Raw genomic sequence first — 14797 nt, 5'->3', positions numbered from 1 at the left:
CTGAAAAGGTCTGACGACATGGACGGTATTTCCACCGCCTTCAACGTGCTTACGACGACGCCGGCGATCTTTGCCGCGATCGGCGGGGTGGCCTGGGGCATCATCGGGGGCGCGCTGCCGGGGATTTCCCCGTCCATCGCGCTGGCGCTTCTGCTGCCCTTCACCTATGGGATGGATCCGATCACGGCCATCGTTCTGCTGGGGGCCACCTATGTGGGGGCGGAATATGGCGGGTCGATCCCGGCCATCCTGATCAACACGCCCGGCACCAATGCGGCGGCGGCGACGGTGGTGGACGGCTACTACATGCACCGCGAGGGGCGGGGCGGCGAGGCCTTGGGCATTTCGCTGCAATCGGGGGTGATCGGCGGGTTGATCGGGCTGATCTTCCTGATCGTGTTCACCGAACCCCTGTCGCGCGTGGCGCTGGCCTTCAACTTCCCGGCCTATTTCGCGCTGGGCATCCTTGGGCTGTCGGTGATCGTGTCGCTGTCGAACGGGTCGCTGATCAAGGGCATGATGGCGGCCACGCTGGGGCTGATGATCGCCACCATCGGGACCGATCCCCTGTCGGGTGTGACCCGCTTCACCTTTGGCGAGCCGGAACTGCTGACCGGGATCGAATATGTGATCGTGATGGTCGGCGTGTTCGCCATGTCAGAACTGATGATGACGGCGAACACGCCCGATTGGGGCAAGACCGACGGCAAGCAGACGCGGATCAAGCTGCCCAGCTTCAAGACATGGCGCAAGCTTTGGAAGGCGCAGGGGATCGGCAGCGGCGTCGGCATCTTTGAAGGCGTCATGCCGGGCGCTGGCGGATCCATCGCGGCCTTCATGTCCTATAACGAGGCGAAGCGCTGGTCGTCAGAGCCCGAAAAATTCGGCAAGGGGTCGGAAGAGGGCATCGCCGCGCCCGAGGCGGCGAACAACGCCGTTGCCTGCACGGCGCTGGTGCCGGTGCTGAGCTTTGGCATCCCGGGGTCGAACTCGGCCGCCATTCTGATGGGGGGGATGCTGATCCATGGGCTGACGCCGGGGCCGATGCTGTTCCAGAAGGAACCCGAATTCGTCTATGGCCTGTTCGGCGGGCTTGCGGTGGCCAATATCTCGCAGCTTTTCCTTGGCATCCTGATGATGACCCCGGCGCTGTGGCTGGTGAACCGGCCAAAGCCCTATCTGATGGCGGCGATCTTTGCGCTGGTGTTTTCGGGGATCTATTCGATCCACAATTCCACCTATGACCTGTATCTGGTCCTTCTGTTCGGGGTGGTTGGCTATCTCTTGCGGGTGTTCGGCTTTCCGTTCCTGCCTTTGGTCCTCGGACTTGTGCTGGGCTATCTGGTCGAGGCGAATTATCGCCGGTCGCTGGAACTGACGGCGGGCGATCACCGCATCTTCTGGGAGACCCCGATCTCGCTCGGGCTGCTGAGTGCGGCAGTGTTGTTCCTGGTCGGGTCGGCGGTGCGCGATATCCTTGTGGCGCGCAAGGCGGCGAAGAAGGTCGCGGAAGGGGCGCAGGGATGAGCCTGACCTTCCCGGTCCGCGTCTGCCGCCCCGAGGCGCGGCCCGCCGCGCAGGATCAGCTGGCGTGGAAGCTGGCGGAACTGGCGGCGGCGGCGCGGCCCGTGGACCCTGCGGCGGCCGATCTGGCCGCCTGGCGGCTGATCGACAACATGGCGGTGGCCGTGGCGTCGCTGAACCGCGCGCCGGTGGCGGCGGCACGGGCGCAGGCGCTGTGTTTCCCGCGTGCGGGGGGCGCGCGGGTGATCGGGCTGCCGCCAGCGGTGCAGGTGGATTGCACATGGGCCGCGATGGCCAACGCGACGGCGGTGCGGGAACTGGATTTCCACGACAGCTATTTCGCGCTGGATTCAAGCCATCCGGCCGATTGCATCATGCCGCTTCTGGCGGTGGCGCAGCAGGTGGGGCGCAGCGGGGCCGATCTGGTGCGGGGGATCGTCACCGCCTACGAGGTGCAGACCGCGCTGGTGCGGGCGCTGCCCCTGCAGGCCCATCGCATCGACCATGTGGCGCATCTTGGGCCTGCCGTGGCGGCGGGGCTGGGGGCGATGCTGCACCTGCCCGTGGCGGTGATCTACGAGGCGGTGAACCTTGCCGCGCATCTGTCGCTGTCCACGCGGCAGATCCGCAAGGGGCGGATTTCAACATGGAAGGCCGCGGCGCCGGGCCATATCGGCAAGACCGCCATCGAGGCGGTGGATCGCGCGATGCGCGGTGAAAGCGCGCCATCCCCGATCTATGAAGGGGATTACGGAATTCTGGCCGTGCTTCTGAAGGGCCAGGGCGGCGAGGTCACCCTGCCCGCGCCGGATCAGCCCTGCAGGGCGATCCTCGACACCCTGCCAAAGGCCCATTCGGCGGGGTATCACGGGCAGGCGATCATCGACCTTGCGCTGCGGTTGCACGGTCTGGTGGGGGACGTGGGCGATGTCGTGTCGGTGCAACTCTACACCAAGCGGATGACCCATATGGTGATGGGATCGGGGTCGGGCGATCCCGACAAATGGGATCCCGCAGCCTCGCGCGAGACGCTGGATCATTCCGCCCCGTTCCAGTTCGCGCGCGCCCTGGTGGATGGGTGGTGGCATCACGACCGGAGCTATGACCCGGTTCGCATCGCCGATCCTGCCTTTGTCACGTTCTGGCGCAAGGTGCAGACGGTTGAGGATGCCGGATGGAACCGCCGGTTCGATGCGGCGCTCCCGCTTGACAAGGCGCATGGCGCGCGGGCGGTGATCCAGTTGGCGGGGGGCCGGATCATCGAGCAGGAGCTGGCGGTCGCGGATTCGCATCCGCGCGGCGCGGCCCCGTGGGGGGGTGAGGACTATCGCGCCAAGTTCCGCACCCTGAGCGAGGGGCTGGTGTCCCCTGCGGCGGGGGAGGCTTTTCTTGCGGCGGCGGACGGGCTGATGGGGTTGTCGGCGGTGGCTTTGGCGGATCTGGGGATCGAGGCCGACCTGATGCCGATCGTGCCGGGGCCTGCCGGCCTGTTCGAGCAGGTGCGGGGATGAGTGCAGCGCAGATCCCGCCTCTTGCGGTGATGCAGCGCCTGCGGGGCGGAGGGGGGCCGGGGGAATGGGCCTTTCTCGACCTGCGCGAGGCGGGCGAAGCCGCAGAGGGGCATCCCTTCGGTTCGGTCAACCTGCCCTACAGTCAGCTGGAGGCGCGGCTGCCTGCGCTGTTGCCGCGCCGGGGCGTGGAGGTCGTGCTTTTAGATGCCGGGGATGGTGTCGCTGCGCGTGCGGCGGCGCGGATGGCGGGTGCGGGCTGGGGCGATGTGGCCATCGTGGCGGGCGGTGCGCCCGGCTGGGTGTCGGCGGGCCTGCCCCTGTTCAAGGGAGAGCACAGCTTCTCCAAAGCCTTTGGCGAATGGGTCGAGCACGCCTTTGAGGTGCCGCAGATCGGGCCAGAGGCGCTGGCGGCCCGGATGCAGGAAGGGTCATCCGTCGCGCTGATCGACGGCAGGCCCTGGACCGAGCATTGCGCCTTTACCCTGCCCGGGGCGGTGAATTGCCCCAATGCCGAGCTTGGGCTGCGCCTGCCCGGTATGGTGCAGGCCGGGCAGAGCGTGGTGGTGCATTGCGCCGGGCGGACCCGGTCGATCATCGGTGCGCAGTCGGTGCGGGATTTCGGTCTGGCGACGCAGGTGATGGCGCTGCGCGACGGAACCCAAGGGTGGGAGCTTTCGGGACGCGCGCGCGAGATGGGGGCGGCCCGCGCGGCGCCCCTGTTGGATGCGGCGGTGGATGCGGCGGCGCGCGCGGCGGGCAGGGCGCGGGCGCAGGCGGTGATGGCGCGATACGGCATCCCCGAAGTGGCGGCGTCCACGCTGGGGCGCTGGCTGCGGGATGACGGGCTGACGACCTATCTTTTCGATCCAAGGCCAGAGGACGAGGGCGAAACCCCGCCCGGATTCCAGCGCGCACCCGGCACGGTGCTGGTGCAGCAGACCGACCGTTTCATCGCGGTGCGCGGCGCGCGCGTGGTGCTGTGGGACCCCGATCTGGTGCGGGCGGCCTTTGCCGCGCTGTGGCTTTGCCGGATGGGGATTGATGCGCATGTGCTGCGCGAGGCGCCGCCGGAGATCGCGCCTGCCGCCCGTCGGATCGCGGTGGCAGAGCCGCCCGTCATCGCGGCCCCGGCCCTTGCGCAGGCGCGGGCCGGGGGGGCGGTTCTGCTGGACCTGCGCTCGGCATCGGCGTTTCGCGCCGGGCATGTGGCGGGGGCGATCCGCGCCCTGCGCCCGAGGCTGGACAGGATCGGCCTGGCACGCGGGGCGCGGGTGGCGCTGATCGCGGGGGATGCGGCGCTGGCCGGTGCAGCGGCGACGGACCTGCATGGGATGGGGGTGTCGGTCCTTGGCGTGAACCGGGACGGACCCGAGGCCTGGCGGATGGCAGGGCTGCCGCTGGCCACCGAGGCGCAGGATGACCCGGCGCGTGACATTGATGTGGTGCGTTTCTGCGCCGGGCGGCATCGGGGCAACCTTGATGACGCCCGCGCCTATCTGGCCTGGGAGACCGGGCTTCTGGACCGACTTTCCGAAGCGGGGCTGAACCCTTGGCCCGCCGATCCGACTTTTCACAGCAAGACCGCAGGAGCCCGAGCATGGCCGTGACCAATAACGATTTCGCCCGTATTCCCGAGGGGATGACGATCACCGAGGATGCGGCCAGCTTTATCGAGGCGACCCGCTACGGGGACATTCCGGCCGACGCGTTGCAGATCGGGCGGCGCTGCATGCTGGATGCGGCGGGGCTTTATGCGGCGGGCAGCGAGGAACATTCCGTCCATATCCTGATTGACGAGGCGCGCGAGACGGGCGGGCGCGGCGATGCGCGGCTCTTGGGTGGTGACGGGATCCGGGTGCCGGTCGGGATCGCGGCGCGGGTGCTGGGGACGGCAGGTCATGCGCATGACTGGGACGACACGCAGGTGTCGGTCGATCCGGCGCATGTTTACGGGCTGCTTACCCATCCGACCATCCCGCCGCTGACGGCGGCGCTGTGTGTGGGGCAGATGCTGGGCGGGATCGACGGGCGGGCGCTGATGACGGCGTTTCAGGTGGGTGTCGAGGTGGAGAGCAAGATATCGGAATGGATGCTGCCGCAGCATTATCTGAGCGGCAAACATTCCTCGGGCACGGTGGGCACCTTCGGGGCCTTTGCCGCGGCGGCCTGGCTTTTGGGGCTGCGCGGGGCAGAGCTGCGGCAGGGCTTCGGCATCGCGGCCAGCCTTGCGGCAGGCATCCGCTGCAACTTCGGGACGATGACCAAGCCCCTGCATGTGGGCCGCGCCAGCGAGAACGGGGTGACGGCGGCGCTGCTGGCCAAGCGGGGGTTCGGTGCCGATCCGGCAGCGCTTGACGGGCCGTGGGGGTTCATGGCCGTGATGGGCGGCGGGGTGACGCCCGAAAAGATGGCGCAGGGGTTTGGAAAGACGTGGTCGATCACCGATCCGGGCGTGTCGATCAAGCCCTATCCCTGCGGGATCCTGACGCATCCGACGATGGATCTGATGCTGCGGCTGGTGACAGAGGCGGATGTGAAGCCGCAGGAGATCGACACGATCACCATTCATGCCGGGACGAACATCCTGAAGCCGATCCGCTATCCCATCGCGTCGAACCATCTGGAGGCGAAATTCTCGCTTCCTGCCGAAGTGTCGATGATCGCGCTGGTGCGGGCGGCGGGCAAGCGCGAGTTCTCGGATGCCTTTGTCGCATCCGACGAGATGCAGGCGATGCAGCGCCGGGTGCGGACAGAGCACGATCCGGCGATCGAGGCGATGGGGTTCGACAAGGTGCGGTCGCGCATCACCATCCGGCGCAAGGACGGGACGGAAGTGTCGGGCTGGGCGGATGAGCGCTATCGCGGTGGCCCCGACAATCCGATGAGCGACGCCGAGGTGGAGGCGAAGCTGCGCTCCTGCTGCGAGGGTGTGATCGACACTGCGGGACAGGACCGGCTGATCGCGGCGATCTGGGGCATCACTGACGATGCGGATGGCACGCGGATGGTGTCGCTCCTGCCGTGACAAGCCTGCGAGGGTGGGCGTTGCTGCAATGCAGCTATGCGCCCCTCGCAGTTGCAGAAATCTTGCGTCGGGCTTAGGGCTGTTTCCTGCAAGCGATGCAGGGAACAGCCATGTCCGTTATCCGTTATCTGTCTGATCTTTGGGCCTTTCGCGCCCGTGCGGCGGCGCTGTCGGCGCGGATCGAAGAGGGGTGCCTGACCCCGGCGCAGCAGCTGCGCGCAGTCGAGGCGTTGATGGCGGGTGAGGCGCGCCTGCCGGTGGCAGCGGCGCCGGCGACCGGGGCCATGGCGGCTTGACCGCCGCTATTCGCCGCCGCCTGCAGGGGCGGGTTTGCCCGCCTCGGCCACCAGGGCGGCAAGGCGATAGAAGCCGTGGACCATCTTGGAAAACGGCATCAGCAGGAACAGGACCAGCACCGTCGCCAGATGGATGGCCAGAAGCGGGCCGACTAGGCCCGTCCCGGTGGCGGCATAGAGCGCAAGGCCGGTAAGGGCGACGGATCCCAGCAGCAGGATGAAGGCCATCTCGCCCCCCCAGACGCGGGCGGCACCGAGGGCGGGATCGGCCTTGGTCTTGAGCCAGGCCAGACCGGCGGCGCCTGCCACCATCATGAGACCGCCGGGGATGCCCAGCAGCTTGGGCGGGGACCAGAGGGGATAGGGGGCTTCCCACGCAAAGGCGTAGTGCATCACCGTGCCGCTGGCGGTGGAGGCGAAGCACAGCAGGAAGCCGTACATCATCAGGTGATGGAACTGGCGGCGGCGGTCGGAGAAGCGGTCGGCGTCTTCGAAATTGCACCCCTCTCCATGTCCGCCCGAGAGGTTCTTCATCCGGGCGGCGGCGTGGAGGGCTTGGAACAGGTGGGACAGGCGGATGCGGCCGCCGCCCACCTCATGCCAGTAGTCGCGCAGCGACAGCGCGATCAGGGCAAGGGGGGCAAGGAAGGCCGGGATGAAGATGGCGATCATCGTGTTGTGGGCGAGATGGGCGTAAAAGCCCGCGCCCTCCGCGGGCCGCAGCGCCGCAAGCGCCCAGAAGAAGAAGGCCAGCGCCACGACGGCCAGCGCGGCCATGGCGGTGCCGTGGGTCTGGAACAGCCGGGCAAGCGCGCGGGGGCGGGCGAGGCGTTCCCAGCTGTCCGCCCGCACCTCGGCCAGCGCGGCGGGGATGTTCAGGGCGAATTCATGCGGTTCGGTATACTGGCAGGCGTAATAGCACCCCCGGCAGTTGTGGCAGAGGTTCGCCAGATGGGTGAGGTCGCCATCTGCAAAGGCCTTTTGCCGCGTCATGGCGGGGAAGACGGCGCAGAAGCCTTCGCAATAGCGGCAGGCGTTGCAGATTTCCATCTGGCGGCGCGCCTCGGCCTGCGGTGCAATTTTGGGGGGCATGTCAAGCGACATGGGCGGCGGCCTCCTGTCCTGCGATGCGGCCGAAAACGGTGCCGATGGTCATGCCGAAACCGGCAAGATAGCCTTGCCCGAGGATGGAGCCGGCCATGATCTCGCCCGCCGCCCAGAGATTGCGGATCGGGCCTTCTGCAGCATGGACCTGCGCGCGGGTGTCCACCTTCAGCCCCAGATAGGTGAAGGTCACGCCGGGGCGAAGCTGGTAGCCGTAGAAGGGGGCGGTGTCGATGGGCCGCGCCCAGTTGGTTTTGGGCACGTTCAGCCCTTGGGTGCGCAGACCGTCCAGTTCGGTGGGGTGGAAGGGGCCGGGCTGGCAGGCGGCGTTGAAGCCATCCACCGTGCGGCGCAGGGCGGTGGGGTCAAGGCCCATCTGGGTGGCCAGGCCTTCGATCGTGTCGGCCTTTACGGGTGGAAAGACCGAAGGCATGAACAGGTCGATGGATTTGTGGTCGATGATCGCATAGCCCACCTGATCGGGCTGGGCGGCCACCAGGCGGCCCCAGATGGCATAGCGTTTGGGCCAGACATCCTCGCCCTCGTCATAGAAGCGGTCGCCGTCGCGGTTCACGACGATGGAGAAGGGCACGCAATCCAGCCGGGTGACGATGCCGCCGTCATATTTCGGGGCGCGGCCGTCGATGGCGACGGCGTGGCATTGGGTGGGGTCGCCCACGGATTCGGCCCCCTGATCCAGCATGTCGCGCAGGACCACGCCGCGATTGTAGGGGGTGCCGCGGATCAGGAAATTGCGCGCGGCGGGCCCCCAAGCGCGGGCGAGCCAGTCGAGATCGGCCTGAAAGCCACCCGAGGCAAGGACGAAGGCCCGCGCGCGCACGGTGGTGGGCTGGCCCGCGATTTCGGTTTCCAGATGGGTGATGCGGTCGCCGTCGCGATGCACATGGATGACCTGCGCCTCATAGGCGATGGCGATGCCAAGATCGGCGGCGGTGCGGTAATAGGCGTTCACCAGCGCCTTGCCGCCACCAAGGAAGAAGGCATTGGTCCGCGACAGGCTGAGCGTGCCGGACAGCGACGGCTGAAAGCGCACGCCGTGGGATTGCATCCACGGCAGGCATTCCTCGGAGGCGCGTATCACCATGCGGGCGAGGTGTTCGTCGGTCTTGCCCTTGGTCACGAGGAGTAGGTCGTTGAAATACTCCTCTTCCTCATAGGCGCCGGTCAGGGGGAACATCGGCCCCCTGTGCATGCAGCGGAAATTCCGGGTGTGGCGGGAATTGCCGCCGCGATAGGCCAAGGGCGCCCCTTCAAGGATCAGCACCTTTGCCCCGGCCTCGGCCGCCGTTATGGCGGCGCAAAGGGCGGCATTGCCGCCCCCCACGACGGCCAGATCAAAGACTTCGGGCCAGCGCGTCATGTGTCATCCTCATCGGGCAGTTCGCGCCCGCGCATCCCCCGGATGCGGGCAGAGAGGGCGTGTTCGACATGGGTGCGCATGGCGGCCTCGGCCCCGGCGGCATCGCGGGCCTGAAGGGCGGCAAGGAGAGTGGCGTGTTCTGCCACGGCCTCTGCGGCGCGGGCGGGATCGGACAGGGTGGTGGGGCCGAGGATCATCATCGTCTTGCGCAGGGCGTTCATGGATTTCACCAGAAACCGGTTGCGCGCGGCATCGAGAAGCGTGCGGTGGAACTGGCGGTTGATCTGCTGGGCCTCTGGCCCGGCGGGATCGCTGGCCAACGCCGTGTTGAGCGATGTCAGTTCGGCAAGCTCCACCTCTGACGCGACCCGGGCGGCAAGCCGGGCGGCGGTGCCCTCCAGCACGGCGCGCATCTCGTAAAGCTCGATCACCTCGGCATAGTCGAGGCTGCGGATGGTGGCCCCCTGCCGGGGCAGGTGGATGACCAGACCATCGGCTTCAAGCTGGCGGATCGCCTCGCGCACCGGGGTGCGGCTGATGCCCAGCCGATCGGCCAGATCGGTTTCGCGCAGGCGAGTGCCGGGCAGAAGACGGCCGTCGCGAATGTCGTCCAGCAGGCGGCGATAGGCGCCCTGGCCCTGTGGTCCTTCGATGGGTTCGCGCATCAGACGACTCGCTTGATTGCGGTGTGTCCATGTGTATACAGTTGGATACATATCAGGGCAAGGAGTGTGATCGTGCCCGATCAATTGGCCCGCCGCGGGATGACCCTTGGGATTGCCCTGCTGGGCGCTGGGCTGTTCCATCTGGCGGGGTTGCCGCTGCCGTTCCTGTTCGGGCCGATGCTGGCCTGTCTTCTGGTGGCGCTGATGGGGGCGCCACTGCGCGGGATGGGGCCCCTGTCAAAGGCGGCGCGGACAATCCTTGGCGTGGCGGTCGGCGCGTCCATCACGCCCGAGGTGGTGGAGCGCATCCCGCAGATGGCGGGCAGCGTGGCGCTGGTGCCGGTCTATGTCGCCGCCATCGGGGCGGTGGGATATCCCTTCTTCCGACGTCTGGGCCATGATCCGGCCACCGCATGGTTCGCGGCGATGCCGGGCGGGCTGTCGGACATGCTGGCCTTCGGGCAGGAAGCGGGGGGCGATGTCCGCGCCTTGGCCTTGATCCATGCCACGCGGGTGCTGATGATCGTGACCTTGGCCCCCCTGATCCTTGTGTTTCTCTATGGCGCCAGCCTGAGCGGGGCCATCGGTGAACCGGCGCGGGACATCCCCCTGTCGGAACTGGCGTTGATGGGGGTGGCGGCGGTCGTCGGCTGGAAAGGGGCCGAGCGGGCGGGTCTGTTCGGGGCGGCGATCCTTGGGCCGATGATCGCGGCGGCGGTGCTTTCCCTGACAGGGCTGATCCATGCGCGCCCGCCGACAGAGGCCATTCTGGTGGCGCAACTGTTCATCGGGCTGGGTGTGGGGGTGCAGTATGTGGGTGTGACGCTGCGCGAGTTGCGGGGCTATGTGCTGTCGGGGCTGGCCTTTGTGGCGGTGCTGGCCGTGCTGGCGGCGCTGTTCACCGAGATCGCGGTCCTGAGCGGGCTGGCCGCGCCGGTCGAGGGGTTCTTGGCCTTTGCGCCCGGTGGGCAGGCGGAAATGACGGTTCTGGCGCTGGTGGCGGGGGCAGATCTGGGCTTTGTGATCCTGCACCATCTGGTGCGCATTGTGACCGTGATCGTGGGCGCGCCGCTGGTGCGCAGGGTGCTGCGCGCGAATGGGCGTGGCAGGTAGCGCCGCGAAAGCGTGGGTGCGACAGGACAGGGATCGCGGGCAATGCCCGGGCTAGCCGCGCATCATGGCCAGCCGGATCAAGGCGCGTTCCATCACGGCCATCCCCGGCGCGCGCGACGCGGATCGCAGCGTCAGATCGGTTTCTAGAAGATGGGCGATCGCCTCTTCCAGACGGTCGCGTGACCAGTTCTGCGCCTGCCGGATCAGGGTGTCGCGCGCCTTGAAGGGGATGCCGCGCATCCGGCCGATGGCCGCCGCCGCGCCGCCCGGTTCGCTGACGGCCATGTGCAGGGCGCGGAAGTGGCGCATCGTCTGGATGCACAGGGTCACCGGCAGTGTGCCCTGCCCTTCCAGCCTGCGCAGCAGCGGGCCGATCTCCTGCGCCTTGCGGTCGGCGACGGCGACAACCAGATCGTCCACCTCTGCCTCGACCGTCGAAGGGGCGAGGGCCGCGATTTCCGCAGGCGTCAGCGGTGTGGCATCCCCGAACTTGTAGAGCGCGATCTTTTCCACCGTCTGGCGGAAATCGCCTGGATCCAGCGCGCGGCCCAAGGCGTTCAGATCGGTCAGCGCCTCGCGGTCGATGGCGGTGAGGCCCGCGCGTTTCAGGGCGTCTTCGATTTCCTCACGCGAGGGGGGATCATCGTAAAGGCCGATGGCATAGGCGGCGGGGTGCTTTTCGAACAGGGTTTTCAGCGCGGATTTGCCCGTCAGCCCGCCTGCGGTGACGATGATCTGCGCATCGCCCGGCCGCCATTCGGCCAGCGCCGTGGTGATGGTGGGGGTCAGGCCATCGGCCGCGTCTTCGACAAAGGCGACCCGGGGGCCGGGGAAGAAGCCCTGCGCCTTGATCGCATCCAGAAGCAGCGCGCCATCCTTGCGCAGGTCGGCGGCGGGGATGCGGGTTAGGCGCATCTCGGCCTCGCCCTCTGGGCCGATCAGGGCGGCGATCACCTCTTGCCGCCGCAGGGCCACGCGCATCGTATCGGCGCCGAAGATCAGCAGTCCCGCCTTGCCCGGATCGGGGCGCGCAAAATAGCGCGTGGCCTCGATGCCCTTGAGGATCATCGCGCCAGCGTGGCTGCGGCGGCGAGAAGGCGGATCATCACCTGATCGGCCAGCATGACCGACAGGCGGCGCGCGGCGTCATCTTCGGCCGACAGGCCGGCGACCGTGGTCCCTGTGGCAGACCATGAGGTGAAGGCGCTGACCTCGCCGCCCGCCACGCGGGTTGCGGTGGCGCGGTCGGTCAGTGTCCATGTCGCGGTGCCGCGCAGGGTGTAGCGGGTGGTCTCGTTATCGGCGGTGATCCCGCCCGATTGGCGCGTGGCCGAAATGGCGTAGCCCAGATCGTAAGCCGGGGCCTCGCCACGGCCGAGCCGGGATTCGAGGCGGGCGACGAAATCGAAATCCGCCTTCGTCACTGGCGCCTGCACCGCGACCCGGCCTCGCAAGGCCCCTGCGCCACCGCCCGGCCCATAGGCCGGGGTAAAGCCGCAGGCGGCCAGCGGCAGGGCGGCAAGGCCCATCAGAAACAGGCGGCGGCCGGGCAGCGAGTGTTGGTCAGACCACGACATTGATGATGCGCCCCGGAACCACGATGATCTTCTTCACCGGCTGCCCGGCGAGGAACTTGATCACAGCATCATCCGCGAGCGCGATCTTTTCAACCTCTGCGGCGGCCATGTCCTTGGGAACGGTGATTTCCGCCCGCCGCTTGCCGTTGATCTGGATGGGCAGGGTGACGCTGTCATCCACCAGAAGGGCAGGGTCCGCCTTGGGCCACGCGGTCTGGGTCACCAGACCTGCCCCGCCCAGCATCGACCAGACCTCTTCGGCCAGATGGGGTGTCATGGGTTGCATGAGCTGCGCCAGCACGCGCATCGCATCGCACTTGGCGGCGGCACCCGCCTGCGAGCGTTGCAGGGCGTTGGTGAATTCGTAAAGCTTGGCGATGGCCTTGTTGAAGGCAAAGCCTTCGATCCCCTTCGTCACCTCATCCACCGCGCGGGCGGTGGCGCGGGCCAGCGCTGCATCCTCGGCCGTGTTGGCCGGGGCATCGCTGCGGGCGATCTCATCGGCGATGCGCCAGACGCGGTTGAGGTGTTTGTAGGCGGCTTCGGCCCCCGATGCCGTCCATTCCACATCGCGTTCGGGCGGGCTGTCGGACATCACGAACCAGCGCGCGGTATCGGCGCCGAACTGGGCGATGATGTTCATGGGATCGACGACGTTCTTCTTCGACTTGGACATCTTGGCCGAAGGGATGATCTCGACCGCCGTGCCGTCCTTCAGCGTGGCGCCCGCCTCGCTGCGGATCACGTCCTCGGGCAGGTGGTAGACGGGCCGCCCTGCGGCATCGCGCGTGAGGTAGATCTCATGCGTCACCATGCCTTGGGTGAACAGCGCGTTGAACGGCTCCACCGCCTTGGGCGGCAGATGGCCGGTCTTGGCCATCGCGCGGGCGAAGAAGCGGGAATAGAGCAGGTGCAGGATCGCGTGTTCGATGCCGCCGATATACTGATCGACGTTCATCCAGTAATCGGCATCTTCCGCCACGGTCGGCGTGGTGGCGCGCGGCGCGGTGAAGCGGGCGTAATACCAGCTTGAATCCACGAAGGTATCCATCGTGTCCGTTTCGCGCCGGGCGGCCGCGCCGCATTTCGGGCAGGTGCAATCGCGCCATGTGGGGTGGCGATCCAGCGGATTGCCCGGCTGATCGAAGGTCACGTCATCGGGCAGGGTGACGGGTAGGTTCTCTTTCCGCTCTGGCACCACGCCGCAGGTGGCGCAATGGATCACCGGGATCGGGCAGCCCCAATAGCGCTGGCGCGAGATGCCCCAGTCGCGCAGGCGATACTTTGTCACGCCCTTACCGTAACCGTTTGTTTCGGCGTGGGAAATGGCGGCAGCAATCGCCTCTTCGCCGGTTTGGGTTTCGCTGCCCGCAAAGCCGCGGACGTAGGAAACCCGTTCGGATTTCATCGGCACGAACGCCTCGGCTAGGGGGGTGTCCGGCGTGCCTTCGGTGACGAAGACGGCCTTGATCGGCAGGCCGTACTTGGTGGCGAAATCGAAATCGCGCTGGTCATGGGCGGGACAGCCGAAGATGGCGCCGGTGCCGTAATCCATCAGGATGAAGTTGGCGATCCAGACCGGCAGTTCCCATGCCGGGTCGAGCGGGTGCTTCACCCGGATGCCCGTGTCATAGCCGATCTTTTCCGCCGTCTCGATCTCTTCCGCGCTGGTGCCGCCCTTGCGACATTCGGCGACGAAGGCTGCGACCTTGGGGTCATGTTCCAGCGCCTTGGCCAGCGGGTGGTCCGGGCTGATGGCGGCGAAGGACGCGCCCATCAGCGTATCGGGGCGGGTGGTGTAAACCTCAAGCCGGTCAAAGCCCGCGGGCGCGCCCACGGTTTCAAAGCCGAATTGCAGCCCGCGCGACTTGCCGATCCAGTTGGCCTGCATCAGCCGCACCTTCTCGGGCCAGTCGGTCAGGCCATCCAGCGCGGTGAGCAGCTCTTCGGAATAGTCGGAGATCTTGAAGAACCACTGGGTGAGTTCGCGCCGCTCCACCGCCGCGCCGGACCGCCAGCCCTTGCCGTCGATCACCTGTTCGTTGGCGAGCACCGTCATATCGACCGGGTCCCAGTTCACCACCGCGTTCTTGCGGTAAATCAGCCCGGCTTCCATCATGTCGATGAACATGGCCTGCTGCTGGCCGTAATATTCCGGGTCGCAGGTGGCGAATTCGCGGCTCCAGTCGATGGACAGGCCCAGCGGTTTCATCTGCGCGCGCATGTCGGCGATGTTGGAATAGGTCCAGTCCTTGGGGTGGCCGCCGCGTTCCATCGCGGCGTTCTCGGCAGGCATCCCGAAGGCATCCCAGCCCATCGGATGCAGCACGGAATACCCCGCCGCCGCCTTCTGCCGCGCCACCACATCGCCCATCGTGTAGTTGCGCACATGGCCCATGTGGATGCGCCCCGACGGATAGGGGAACATCTCCAGCACGTAATATTTGGGCTTGGCCGGATCGCGCCGCGCCGTGAAGGCCCCGGCCTGATCCCAGGCGGATTGCCATTTCGGTTCGGTGACGGCGGGTTCGTAGCGCGACATTGGTGATCCCCAGACTTCTGGCTGCGCGCCGTTATACAAGGCGCGCCGCCAAGGTCCAG

At 67.4% G+C, this 14797-nt stretch carries 12 protein-coding genes; 6 read left to right on the top strand and 6 right to left on the bottom strand.

Features of this window, described 5'->3' with window-relative positions:
- Positions 1 to 18 precede the first annotated feature (18 nt).
- From GU920_RS06495 to GU920_RS06475, 5 genes are all read left to right on the top strand, one after another.
- A complete protein-coding gene (locus GU920_RS06495; RefSeq protein ID WP_161766111.1) occupies positions 19 to 1527 on the top strand; it encodes a tripartite tricarboxylate transporter permease in 1509 nt (502 codons plus the stop codon).
- Positions 1524 to 3035, top strand: a complete 1512-nt coding sequence (locus GU920_RS06490) for an MmgE/PrpD family protein (protein ID WP_161766110.1) — start codon at positions 1524 to 1526, stop codon at positions 3033 to 3035. Before GU920_RS06495 ends, GU920_RS06490 begins: the two co-directional genes overlap by 4 nt.
- A complete protein-coding gene (locus tag GU920_RS06485; protein WP_161766109.1) occupies positions 3032 to 4642 on the top strand; it encodes a rhodanese-like domain-containing protein in 1611 nt (536 codons plus the stop codon). The genes GU920_RS06490 and GU920_RS06485 overlap by 4 nt, the downstream gene beginning before the upstream one ends.
- Positions 4633 to 6060 carry an MmgE/PrpD family protein gene (locus GU920_RS06480; protein WP_161766108.1) on the top strand — a complete coding sequence of 476 codons (1428 nt, stop codon included), beginning with the start codon at positions 4633 to 4635 and terminating at the stop codon, positions 6058 to 6060. The genes GU920_RS06485 and GU920_RS06480 overlap by 10 nt, the downstream gene beginning before the upstream one ends.
- Before the next feature lie 110 nt (positions 6061 to 6170).
- The gene (locus GU920_RS06475) at positions 6171 to 6356 is read left to right on the top strand and encodes a hypothetical protein (protein WP_161766107.1); all 186 of its coding nucleotides are present in this window, start codon (positions 6171 to 6173) and stop codon (positions 6354 to 6356) included.
- Positions 6357 to 6362: 6 nt separating this feature from the next.
- Here GU920_RS06475 and tcuB read toward each other — a convergent pair whose 3' ends face one another.
- Genes tcuB through GU920_RS06460 form a run of 3 tightly spaced genes read right to left on the bottom strand, consistent with a single transcriptional unit; the run spans position 6363 to position 9506 of the window.
- Positions 6363 to 7448, bottom strand: a complete 1086-nt coding sequence (gene tcuB, locus GU920_RS06470) for a tricarballylate utilization 4Fe-4S protein TcuB (protein ID WP_161766556.1) — start codon at positions 7446 to 7448, stop codon at positions 6363 to 6365.
- Position 7449: 1 nt separating this feature from the next.
- Entirely contained in the window at positions 7450 to 8841 is a 1392-nt protein-coding gene (gene tcuA, locus GU920_RS06465; RefSeq protein ID WP_161766106.1) for an FAD-dependent tricarballylate dehydrogenase TcuA, read from the bottom strand.
- Complete coding sequence (locus GU920_RS06460; protein WP_161766105.1) at positions 8838 to 9506, bottom strand: GntR family transcriptional regulator; 669 nt, start codon at positions 9504 to 9506, stop codon at positions 8838 to 8840. The genes tcuA and GU920_RS06460 overlap by 4 nt, the downstream gene beginning before the upstream one ends.
- A 99-nt stretch (positions 9507 to 9605) precedes the next feature.
- Here GU920_RS06460 and GU920_RS06455 point away from each other — a divergent pair, with 99 nt between their 5' ends.
- Entirely contained in the window at positions 9606 to 10619 is a 1014-nt protein-coding gene (locus GU920_RS06455; RefSeq protein ID WP_161766555.1) for an AbrB family transcriptional regulator, read from the top strand.
- A gap of 51 nt (positions 10620 to 10670) precedes the next feature.
- Here GU920_RS06455 and holA read toward each other — a convergent pair whose 3' ends face one another.
- The 3 genes from holA to leuS are packed head-to-tail and all read right to left on the bottom strand — an operon-like array spanning position 10671 to position 14738.
- Positions 10671 to 11687: a DNA polymerase III subunit delta gene (holA, locus tag GU920_RS06450; protein ID WP_161766104.1), complete on the bottom strand. Its 1017-nt coding sequence runs from the start codon at positions 11685 to 11687 to the stop codon at positions 10671 to 10673.
- Positions 11684 to 12196 (bottom strand): LPS assembly lipoprotein LptE, encoded by a 513-nt coding sequence (gene lptE / locus GU920_RS06445; protein ID WP_161766103.1) that lies wholly within the window; start codon positions 12194 to 12196, stop codon positions 11684 to 11686. Before lptE ends, holA begins: the two co-directional genes overlap by 4 nt.
- The gene (leuS, locus tag GU920_RS06440; protein ID WP_161766102.1) at positions 12183 to 14738 is read right to left on the bottom strand and encodes a leucine--tRNA ligase; all 2556 of its coding nucleotides are present in this window, start codon (positions 14736 to 14738) and stop codon (positions 12183 to 12185) included. The genes lptE and leuS overlap by 14 nt, the downstream gene beginning before the upstream one ends.
- Positions 14739 to 14797 lie beyond the last annotated feature (59 nt).

This window comes from Paragemmobacter ruber, from assembly GCF_009908315.1.
GTDB lineage: Bacteria > Pseudomonadota > Alphaproteobacteria > Rhodobacterales > Rhodobacteraceae > Paragemmobacter > Paragemmobacter ruber.
This window is presented reverse-complemented; position numbering and strand designations above follow the sequence as displayed.